Origin of the sequence: Burkholderia sp. LMG 13014 (genome assembly GCF_905232215.1) — a bacterium.
GTDB lineage: Bacteria > Pseudomonadota > Gammaproteobacteria > Burkholderiales > Burkholderiaceae > Burkholderia.
Genome location: NZ_CAJNKE010000209.1, coordinates 1 through 9,599, shown reverse-complemented (window position 1 = coordinate 9,599; position 9,599 = coordinate 1). Strand labels below are relative to the sequence as shown.

Genomic DNA, 9,599 nt, shown 5'->3' with positions numbered 1-9,599 from the left:
CGAACAGATGCCCCGCGCGCTGATGATGGAAGTGCTCGGGCGGATCACGCGCGCGACGGACCTGCCCGTCACCGTCGATCTCGAAAGCGGGTACGGCGAACGGCCGGAAGATGTCGCCGAAACGATCGCGCTGAGCATCGACGCCGGCGCGATCGGCTGCAACCTCGAAGACAGCTTCCCGGCGACGGGCGAATTGCGCGACGTCGAAGCCGCCGCGGCCCGCCTCGCAGCGGCACGGCAGGCCGCGGATCGCACGAGCGCCGACTACTTCATCAACGCGCGTACCGACGTGTTCTTCAAGGCGCCGGCCGACACGCACGACGAGCGCCTGCTCGACGCCACGCTGGCCCGCGCACGCGCCTATGCAGCGGCCGGTGCCGACGGGCTGTTCGTGCCGGGGCTGCGCTCGCCGGCGCTCATTCGCGCGCTGACGGCCGCATCGCCGCTGCCGGTGAACGTGATGCGCGTCACTGAGACACCGACGCTCGCCGAATTCGCGGCATACGGCGTGGCCCGCATCAGCCACGGGCCGTATCCGTACCTGCAGGCGATGAAGACGCTGGCGGAGATGGTCAGGCAAGGCAGCTGACGCGCGTTTCATCGCGATCCAGCGCTGGCCGGCATCGCGATGCCGGCCGCACGCCGCACCGGCCGTCACAGATCGCCGGGTTTCTCCCAGACCTTGATGTGTTCCATCGCCCGCTCGACGTCGTCCATGTCGTCGGCGCCGAGCGACCGATCGAATTTCCCGGTGATGATCTTTCGCACCTCCGCGAGCCGCCGGGTCACGCCGCCCTCGTCGATGAACCGGTTGGTCTCGTGCGCATAGTCCGGATCCGTGCCGGCGGCGGCTGCCGGGCCAGCGTGATAGTAGCGGCCGATATTGCGCAACGAGATGAGGATGTATTCGATCTCCGCGAGCACACGCAACGCCTCCTCGCCGGACAGTTCGATCGTTTCGTTATCCTTCTTCATCTCGCGTTTCGTCGCGCTCATTCGTCGGTTGCCTCGCTATTTCCGGACATCGATTCCGTTGGGCCCGACGGTCTGGTCGAATTCGATCTCGCGAACGTCGAATGCGGGATCGGGTGCCCTGCCGGCCAACACCTGAAAAAGATCGCGAACATATTTCTCCTTGTCCGTCACGTCGTCCAGCGGAATCTCGTGCGGCACGATGCCACGCCAGCGCGCCAGCCATGAACCCGACACCAGCACATATTCCAGTGCGTCGACGACGCGCGACCGGGATTCAGCACCGTATCGCTCGAATCGGGTCTTCATCTGCTGGAGCAGCCACGCCCGCCCGTCATCGGAGTTGATGTAGAAATCGTCCAGCTCGTCATCGGTCATGATCAACAAGCACGTGTACAGCGGCGACAGATAGTTGAAGTTGATTACCTTCTTCATTGAGCCAAGCGCCTCAAGAATGCAGTCGTTGCGTGGAAAAGTCCGGGAAGCCCATCGCGCCGCGCATGCGAACGGCCAACGCGGCCGTACCCTCCCCCGCACCGGCCAACGGTCGCTGACCCTTTCCAGCCACTGGCGCCAGCATGGCGCCACGGATGCTCGCACATCATACGATCGCATGCGTGCGCCACGCGAATCGGCCCGCCGAACCCGAGTGTGCCACGCGATCGATTCGCGCCGTTCGCGGCCCCGCCACTCACGACGATTACATGCCATGTAATTGGCGCACGACACGACCGCTCCTACGCTTCGGGTGTCGCGCCGCCATTCCGGCGGCGCTCATCGCCCGGGAGACATCATGTCCGCCTATCCGCTTCACACCATCGACTCCGCGCCGGCCGCATCGAAGCCCGTCCTCCAGCAGCTCCAGCACACCTTCGGCGTGGTCCCGAACATCGCGGCGGCCATGGCCGCATCGCCGGTGCTGATCAACGGCTTCCTCGGCCTGTTCGAACGCGTGCACGCAAGCAGCCTCACCGAGCCGCAGATCCAGACGCTCCTGCTCACCAACGCGGTCACGAACGCGAGCGAGTGGCCGGTCGCGTTCCATACCGCGCTTGCGCTGAAACAGGGTGTGACCCACGCCGACGTCGATGCGATCCGCCGCGGCGGCCTGCCCGGCGATGCGACACTGGCCGCGCTGTCGGCCACCGCACGCAAGCTGATCGACACCCGCGGCCGCCTGGCCGATGCCGACCGGCAGTCGTTCCTCGACGCCGGCTTCAGCGACGAACAGTTGCTGGAGGTGATCGCGGTGGTCGCCGCGTCGACGATCACGAACTACGTCGGCAGCGTGACGAAGCCCGCGCTCGAAGCACCGTTCGACGCATTTGCGTGGCATGCGCACGCCGCGTGAGTCCGATATAGTCGATCGGTCGCTCACGGAACGCCAAGGGACGCACGATGAACGCCAGCCGCCGCGAACCGCACGCGCCGCCGCACGAACTGGGCCAGTTGCTGCGCTACTGGCGCGACGTGCGCGGCGTGAGCCAGCTCGACCTGTCGCTCGACGCGGGCATCTCGCAGCGCCAGATCAGCTTCATCGAAAGCGGGCGCAGCATGCCGGGCCGCGACACGCTGCTGACGCTCGCGCAAACTCTGGACGTGCCGCTGCGCGAGCGCAACGCGTTGCTGCTCGCGGCCGGCTATGCGCCGGTGTATTCGGAAGCGCCGTGGGATGCGCAGGAGATGCAGGGCGTGATCGGCGCGCTGGAACGGGTCGTGCGCCAGCACGATCCGTTTCCGGCGATCGTGATGGATCGCCACTGGAACGTGCTGATGAGCAACGACGCGGCGCCGCGCTTTTTCGGCTGCTTCATCGACATGGCCGCGCGCGAAGGCCCGCGCAACCTGCTGCGCCTGATGTTCGATCCGCACGGGATGCGGCCGTTCGTGGCCGACTGGGATACGGTGTCGCGCAGCCTGCTGCAGCGCGTGCAGCGCGAATCGGTCGGCCGCGTAATCGACGACGACACGCGGCAACTGCTCGACGACCTGCTCGCCAGCCCCGATGCGCCGCGCGACTGGAAAACACCGCCGGCGCCGGCCGCCGCACCGTCGCTGCCGGTCATTCCGATCGGCTTCGTGCACGAAGGCGTCGTGCTGCGCTACTTCTCGCTGGTCACGACGGTGGGGACGCCGCAAAGCGCCGCCGCGCAGGAACTGCGCATGGAGTGCATGTTCCCCGCCGACGACGCGACCGAAGCGCGCCACCGGCAGTTGCTCGACGCGCACGCACCCGTGCGCTGAGCGGCGGGCCGGGCGGCCCGCCGGTGCAACGTCATTCCGCGAGCGCGGACACCACGCCGACACGCTTCGGTACGCCGGTCACGATCGTCGCAACCGCGACGGCCAGCACGACGGCTGCCGCAACGAACACGCCGGCCGCACCGTTCGCGTCGAATACGACGCCGCCGGCTGCCGCGCCCGTCGCGATCGCGAGCTGGATCGCCGCGACGATCAGCCCGCCCGCGCTCTCGGCCTCATCGGGCACGGTACGCGTGACCCACGTCGACCAGGCGACCGGCACGCCGCCGAACGCCATCCCCCACAACGCGACCAGCACCGCGTCGATCATCGGCGCACGGCCGAGCGCGACGAGCGCGACGCCGAGCACGACCATCAGCGCAGGCATCCCGATCAGCATCGGCCGCAACCGGTGTTCGAGCACGCGGCCCGCCAGCGACGTGCCCACGAAGTTCGCGATGCCGTAGCCGAGCAGGATCGCCGACAGCCCGTTCACGCCGACGCCCGCAACCTGTTCGAGGAACGGCCGCAGGTACGTGAAGAACGCGAAATGCCCGGTGAACACGAGGATCGTCGCGAACATCCCGAGGCCGACGGTCGGCCGGCGCAGCACGTCGATCAGCGTGCGCAGCCGCGTCGTGCCGCTCGGCGGCATCGACGGCAGCGTGACGACCTGCGACACGAACGCGATACCGCCGAGCACGGCCGCGATCAGGAACACGTTGCGCCAGCCGATCAGGTGGCCGAAGTAGCTGCCCATCGGCGCGGACGCGATCGTCGCGACCGCCACGCCGCTGAAGATGATCGACAGCGCGCGCGGCACCATCGACGTCGGCACGAGCCGCATCGCGGTGGCCGTCGCCATCGTCCAGAAACCGCCGAGCGCAATGCCGAGCACGACGCGGCCGACCAGCAGCATCGCAAGGTTCGGCGCGAACGCGACCGCCAGGTTCGATGCGACGAGCAGCACCGAGAACACGAGCAGCACGCGCCGCCGGTCGATCGTGCGGGTCAGCGCCGAGATCAGCAGGCTCGTGACCAGCGCGACCGTCGCGGTGGCCGTGACGGCCTGCCCGGCCACGCCTTCGGTCACGCCGAGACTCTCGGCCATCGGCGTCAGCAGGCTCGCGGGCAGGAATTCGGCCGTGACGAGCCCGAAGACGCCGAGCGTCATCGCGAATACCGCGCCCCAGGCCGGTTCGCGGGGGGCCGCCGTCGAGGCGGCCGTGGAGATTCCGGGATTCATGCGTGGTTCCGTGTCGGTTAGGGAAAGTACTGATGAGGGCGTATCGTAAGGAACCACGTCAGGACGGTCTATGACATACAATCCGTTCTTGTTGATCAATCGTCCGAATCTCGACATGTCCGAGCCCCTGCTTCCGCCCATCCCCGACGTGCACGACCTCGTCAGCGAGCTGCTGCTGGGGATGCGCCTGAGCGGCGTCCAGTACCGCCGCATCCAGGTCGCGCGGCCGTTCGGGCTGAACTTCGGCCAGGTGACCGGCCGCGCGCAGTTCCATTTCGTCGGGCGCGGGCCCGTGCTGCTGCGCGACGCGTCGGGCGACACGATCCGGCTCGAGGCCGGCGACGCGATCCTGCTGCCGCACGGCGGCATGCACGCGCTGGTGTCGGACCCCGATGCACCGTGCCGCGAGATCAACGGCTTGGAGGTCGCAAAGATCTGCGATACGGTGGCGTCGGTCGCATCGGCCGGCGTATCGCCCGCCGGTTGCGCGACGACCGAGCCGGGCGCCGGCGATGCGCTGATCTTCAGCGCGTGCATGGAGCTCGATCTCGGCGGCATGCAGCCGCTCGTCGGCACGATGCCCGAGTTCATGCACGTCGGCACGCTGCTCGCGCGCTACCCGGAAATCCGCCCGATGCTCGACGCGATGGAGCGCGAAGCGTGCTCGGCGCGCGCGGGCTTCGCGGGCATCCTCGCGCGGCTCGCGGACGTGGTCGCGGCGTTCATCGTGCGCGGCTGGGTCGAGTGCGGATGCGGCGATGCGGCGGGCTGGGTGCAGGCGCTGCGCGAGCCGAAGCTCGGCCGCGCGATCGTCGCGCTGCATCGCGACCCGGGTCGCAACTGGAGCGTGGCGGAACTCGCCACCGAAGCAGGCGTGTCGCGCTCGGTGTTTGCCGAACGCTTTCTCGCGGCGACCGGGATGACGCCCGTGCGCTACCTGACCGAGCTGCGGATGCGGCTCGCCGCGCAATGGATCACGCGCGACCACGAGACGATCGAAGCCGTCGCATACCGGCTCGGCTACGGCTCGCTCGCCGCGTTCAGCCGCGCGTTCAAGCGCGTGGTGGGCAAGCCGCCGGGCGCGGTGCGCGCGGACGGCGAGGTGGTCAGCCCGCACTGAACATCGCCGGCAACCACCGGATGCATCATCAACGCCGTTAATACAAAGAATCAGAAAACGCACTTTTACTTATTGTTTTTGGCTTCCGATAAAGGCGCACCTGCCGCGCACGCCGCGCGGCCCGTCATCTCAACGCTGACCGCCCCACCCCGGAGAAAGCCATGGCCACGGTTCGTCCCGCCGCCTCATCCCCCGCCCTTCCTGCTGCGCCCAACGACCTGAAGCGCATCGCCATCGCGAGCGTGATCGGCACGACGGTCGAATGGTACGACCTGTTCGTCTTCGCCACCGCATCCGCGCTCGTCTTCAACAAGGTGTTCTTCCCGAGCTTCGTGCCGCTCGTCGGTACGCTGCTCGCATTCGGCACCTTCGCGTCCGCGTATCTCGCGCGCATCGTCGGCGCCGCGCTGTTCGGCCATTTCGGCGACCGGCTCGGACGCAAGTCGATGCTGCTCGTGTCGCTGGTCCTGATGGGCTGCGCGACGTTCGCGATCGGCCTGTTGCCGGGCTATGGCGCGATCGGCATCTGGGCGCCCGTGTCGCTGCTGACGCTGCGCATCGTCCAGGGGCTCGCGCTTGGCGGCGAATGGGGCGGCGCGGTACTGATGGCGGTCGAGCATGCCCCGGCCGGCAAGCGCGGCCTGTTCGGATCGTGGGTGCAGATCGGCGTGCCCGCCGGCACGCTGATCGCGAATCTCGCGTTCCTCGTCAGCAGTGCGATGCTGTCGCCCGCGGCACTGCTCGCGTGGGGCTGGCGCATTCCGTTCCTCGCGAGCGCACTGCTCGTCGGTGTCGGCCTGTATATCCGCCTGAACACGACGGAAACACCGACCTTCGCGAAGGTCAAGGAAGCCGCCGCGCAGGTGAAGCTGCCGATCGCCGCGGTGCTCGGCCGCTACGGCAAGCAGGTCGTGCTGGGCGGCGTCGCGACGATGTCGACCGGCACCGCATTCAACCTGATGGTCGCGTTCGGGCTCACGTACGGCACCCAGACGCTCGGCTATTCGCGCGGCGCGATGCTGTCGATCGCATTGATCGCCTGCGCGCTCTGCATCGTGATGCTGCCGCTGTTCGGCCGTCTGTCGGACCGCATCGGCCGCAAACCCGTGATCTTCGGCGGCATTCTCGCCGAGGCGCTGTTTGCTTTTCCGATGTTCTGGCTGCTCGACAGCCGCGAGTTCTCGCTTGCGCTCGCCGGCTACCTGCTGATGATGACCGCGTTCGCGGCCAACTACGGGCCGATCGCGACGTTCCTCGCCGAACTGTTCGGCACCGAAGTGCGCTATTCGGGGCTGTCGGTCAGCTACATGCTGTCGGGCCTGCTCGGCAGCGCCGCCACGCCGATCGTGACGACCGCGCTGCTGTCCGCGACCGGGCGCGGCTCGTCGGTCGCGTGGTACATGGTTGCGTCCGCACTGGTCTCCGCGCTCGCGCTCCTGCTGCTCACGGAAACGCTGAAACGCGACCTGTCCGCGCACGCGCACCGCGACGAACCGGTCGGGGAACGCGCATGAATCCGGCCAGCCGAACGGTGAATCCCGTGACACCCGCCCTCGATCCGTCGCTCGTGCAGCAACTGCGCGACGTGAGCCTGCCGACGCTCGGCCATTTCCTCGAAACCGGCTTCGCACAACCGGTACTGCGCGCGCTCGTCCCCGGCGTCAAGCTGGTGGGCCGTGCGGTCACCCTGCAACTGCGCAGCCCTGACGCGGTCGCGGTCAATCGCGCGCTGGCCCGCCTCGCGACGGGCGACGTGCTCGTGATCGACATGCAGGGCGACCACATGCATGCGTGTGTCGGCGCGGTCACCGCGACGGCCGCGCAATGCACGGGAGCGGCAGGCATCGTCGTCGACGGCGCGGCGACCGATCTGCACGAGCTTCGGCAGATCGGACTGCCCGTCTTTGCGCGCGGCACGAGCGCGTTGACGACCAAGCGCCTCGACGACGGCGCCAGCGCATTCGGCCGCTCCGTCCAGTGCGGCGGCGTGACGGTCGCGCCGGGTTCGATCGTGATGGCCGACGACAACGGCGTGCTGTTCGCCGACCCGGCGACGCTCGCCGCCGTCATCGACGCCGCGCTCGCGTCGGATCGCGCGGAACCGGCCCTGCTCGCCCGCCTGCGGGCCGGCGAACCGGTATCCGACGTGCTGTCCGTCACCGCGCAGCACGACCATTCGCCGCGCTAATGATCCGCATTAGCACAATGAAATTGACGGGCCGCCCCGCGCGGGCGAACACTACCCCGCCATCAATGCCTGAACATGGAGAGACACCGATGCGATCCTTCGAAGACGCACGCCTGCCGGCCGGCGCGCACGACTGCCCGCCCGACGAATGGGCGATCCGTACCGACCTGGCGGCACTGTATCGCCTCGTCGCGCATTTCCGCATGACGGACATGATCGACACGCACATCTCGGCGCGGCTGCCCGGCGACACACCGACTTTCCTGATCAACCGCTACGGTGTGCTGTTCCACGAGATGCGCGCGTCCGATCTCGTGAAGATCGACGCGCACGGCAACGTGATCGACCCGCGCGCGGCCAGCGAGCCGGCACGGTTCCGCGTCAACGCGGCGGGCTTTACGATCCATTCCGCGGTTCATGCCGCGCGGGACGACCTGCACTTCGTCGTCCACACGCATACCGCGGCAGGCATCGCCGTGTCCGCACAGGAACACGGCCTGCTGCCGATCAGCCAGCACGCGCTGAAGTTCCATGAAAAGCTGGGCTATCACGACTACGAGGGCATTGCGCTCGACCTCGCCGAACGCGACCGGCTGGTGCGCGACCTGGCCACGCACAAGGCGATGATCCTGCGCAACCACGGCCTGCTTGCGGGCGGCGCCACCGCCGCCGAGGCGTTCCACGAAATCTACTTCCTCGAACGCGCGTGCCAGGCGCAGGTGCAGGCGATGGCCGGCGGCGCGAAGCTGATCGTGCCGCCCGCCGACGTCTGCCGGCGCACGGCCGCGCAATTCACGCGCGACGATTCGGCCGACATCGCCGACACCGCGTGGCGCGCGGCGCTGCGCCTGATCGACGATCCCGCGTCCGACTACCGCTGCTGAAACTCCTTCGTCATGCGCCGGCCCTCCGTGCCGGCCTCTGCCACTGCTTCCGATGACTACAATCGCACTCCTCAGTAAAAGCTACGACATGTCGCATCTCGTCGACTCGATCCGGCGCGCGGCGCCGGCCTTCGACGTCGTGATGCACGGCGAACCGGGCGCCGCCGACGCGGAAATCGCCGCGTGCTGGGATCCGCCTCATGGCGCGCTCGCCGCGATGCCGAACCTGCGGCTCGTCCACAGCATCGCGGCCGGCGTCGACAACATCCTCGCCGATCCCGCGCTGCCCGCACTGCCGCTGTGCCGCGTCGTCGATCCGCAACATGCACGCGGCATGAGCGAATTCGTCACCTGGGGCGTGCTGCATTTCCACCGCCGGCTCGACCTCGCGATGCGCAACCAGCAGGCGGCACGCTGGTTTCGCCCGGAACAGGCGCATCCGTCGCAATGCACCGTCGGCATCATGGGGCTCGGCGAGATCGGCGGCCGGGTTGCTGTCGATCTCCAGCAACGCGGTTACGCGGTGCGCGGCTGGGCGCGCCAGCCGCGCGCGCTGCCCGGTGTCGACCTGTTCGAACACGAAGACGGCCTGCACGCGTTTCTCGCCGGTACCGACATCCTCGTATGCCTGCTGCCGCTCACCGATGAAACGCGCGGCATCCTGAATGCGGCAACGTTCGACCGGCTGAAGCCGGGCGCAAAGCTGATCCACGTCGGACGCGGCGAGCACCTCGTCGTCGCCGATCTGGCCGCAGCGCTCGAACGCGGCCAGCTCGGCGGCGCGCTCGTCGACGTATTCCCGGTCGAGCCGCTGCCCGCCGACGATCCGCTCTGGCGCGCGCCGAACCTGATCGTCACGCCGCACATGGCGTCGGTCGCCAGCTCCGACACGATCGGCCAGCAGGTCGCGCAGAACGTACAGCGGCTGCTGGACGGCGAGCCGCTGCG

General features: G+C 68.4%; 11 protein-coding genes. 8 read left to right on the top strand and 3 right to left on the bottom strand.

All coding sequences use genetic code 11. The annotated features are described in order from the left end of the window. The coding region (locus JYJ84_RS20110; RefSeq protein ID WP_205189401.1) for an isocitrate lyase/phosphoenolpyruvate mutase family protein at positions 1-589 on the top strand (589 nt) is incomplete at its 5' end. 65 nt (positions 590-654) lie between these two features. On the opposite strand, the gene JYJ84_RS20105 is transcribed toward JYJ84_RS20110, so the two are convergent. Then, complete coding sequence (locus JYJ84_RS20105; RefSeq protein WP_205170120.1) at positions 655-996, bottom strand: hypothetical protein; 342 nt, start codon at positions 994-996, stop codon at positions 655-657. Positions 997-1,011: 15 nt separating this feature from the next. Next, entirely contained in the window at positions 1,012-1,350 is a 339-nt protein-coding gene (locus JYJ84_RS20100) for a hypothetical protein (RefSeq protein WP_205170122.1), read from the bottom strand. Positions 1,351-1,765: 415 nt separating this feature from the next. Here JYJ84_RS20100 and JYJ84_RS20095 point away from each other — a divergent pair, with 415 nt between their 5' ends. Continuing rightward, positions 1,766-2,323: a carboxymuconolactone decarboxylase family protein gene (locus JYJ84_RS20095; RefSeq protein WP_174960720.1), complete on the top strand. Its 558-nt coding sequence runs from the start codon at positions 1,766-1,768 to the stop codon at positions 2,321-2,323. A 47-nt stretch (positions 2,324-2,370) separates the two neighbouring features. Then, a complete protein-coding gene (locus tag JYJ84_RS20090; RefSeq protein ID WP_174960718.1) occupies positions 2,371-3,216 on the top strand; it encodes a helix-turn-helix transcriptional regulator in 846 nt (281 codons plus the stop codon). 31 nt (positions 3,217-3,247) lie between these two features. Here JYJ84_RS20090 and JYJ84_RS20085 read toward each other — a convergent pair whose 3' ends face one another. Continuing rightward, positions 3,248-4,459, bottom strand: coding sequence for an MFS transporter (locus JYJ84_RS20085; protein WP_174960716.1), 1,212 nt, complete (start codon positions 4,457-4,459; stop codon positions 3,248-3,250). Positions 4,460-4,529: 70 nt separating this feature from the next. Between JYJ84_RS20085 and JYJ84_RS20080 the strand changes: the two genes are divergently transcribed. From JYJ84_RS20080 to JYJ84_RS20060, 5 genes are all read left to right on the top strand, one after another. Next, positions 4,530-5,579 (top strand): AraC family transcriptional regulator, encoded by a 1,050-nt coding sequence (locus JYJ84_RS20080; RefSeq protein WP_175219353.1) that lies wholly within the window; start codon positions 4,530-4,532, stop codon positions 5,577-5,579. A 161-nt stretch (positions 5,580-5,740) separates the two neighbouring features. After that, positions 5,741-7,093 carry an MFS transporter gene (locus JYJ84_RS20075; protein WP_174960712.1) on the top strand — a complete coding sequence of 451 codons (1,353 nt, stop codon included), beginning with the start codon at positions 5,741-5,743 and terminating at the stop codon, positions 7,091-7,093. Positions 7,094-7,119: 26 nt separating this feature from the next. After that, entirely contained in the window at positions 7,120-7,767 is a 648-nt protein-coding gene (locus JYJ84_RS20070; RefSeq protein ID WP_236027134.1) for an RraA family protein, read from the top strand. Between the two features lie 89 nt (positions 7,768-7,856). Continuing rightward, positions 7,857-8,651, top strand: a complete 795-nt coding sequence (locus tag JYJ84_RS20065; protein WP_122948902.1) for a class II aldolase/adducin family protein — start codon at positions 7,857-7,859, stop codon at positions 8,649-8,651. A gap of 52 nt (positions 8,652-8,703) precedes the next feature. Next, on the top strand, positions 8,704-9,599 hold an 896-nt coding region (locus tag JYJ84_RS20060), incomplete at its 3' end, for a glyoxylate/hydroxypyruvate reductase A (RefSeq protein WP_205189400.1).

Excerpts from the sequence above, each read along its gene's own strand:
- JYJ84_RS20090 (WP_174960718.1), top strand. The coding sequence starts at position 2,371 with ATGAACGCCAGCCGCCGCGAACCGCACGCGCCGCCGCACGAACTGGGC.
- JYJ84_RS20100 (WP_205170122.1), bottom strand. The coding sequence starts at position 1,350 with ATGACCGATGACGAGCTGGACGATTTCTACATCAACTCCGATGACGGG.
- JYJ84_RS20095 (WP_174960720.1), top strand. The coding sequence starts at position 1,766 with ATGTCCGCCTATCCGCTTCACACCATCGACTCCGCGCCGGCCGCATCG.
- JYJ84_RS20085 (WP_174960716.1), bottom strand. The coding sequence starts at position 4,459 with ATGAATCCCGGAATCTCCACGGCCGCCTCGACGGCGGCCCCCCGCGAA.
- JYJ84_RS20075 (WP_174960712.1), top strand. The coding sequence starts at position 5,741 with ATGGCCACGGTTCGTCCCGCCGCCTCATCCCCCGCCCTTCCTGCTGCG.
- JYJ84_RS20065 (WP_122948902.1), top strand. The coding sequence starts at position 7,857 with ATGCGATCCTTCGAAGACGCACGCCTGCCGGCCGGCGCGCACGACTGC.
- JYJ84_RS20105 (WP_205170120.1), bottom strand. The coding sequence starts at position 996 with ATGAGCGCGACGAAACGCGAGATGAAGAAGGATAACGAAACGATCGAA.
- JYJ84_RS20080 (WP_175219353.1), top strand. The coding sequence starts at position 4,530 with ATGACATACAATCCGTTCTTGTTGATCAATCGTCCGAATCTCGACATG.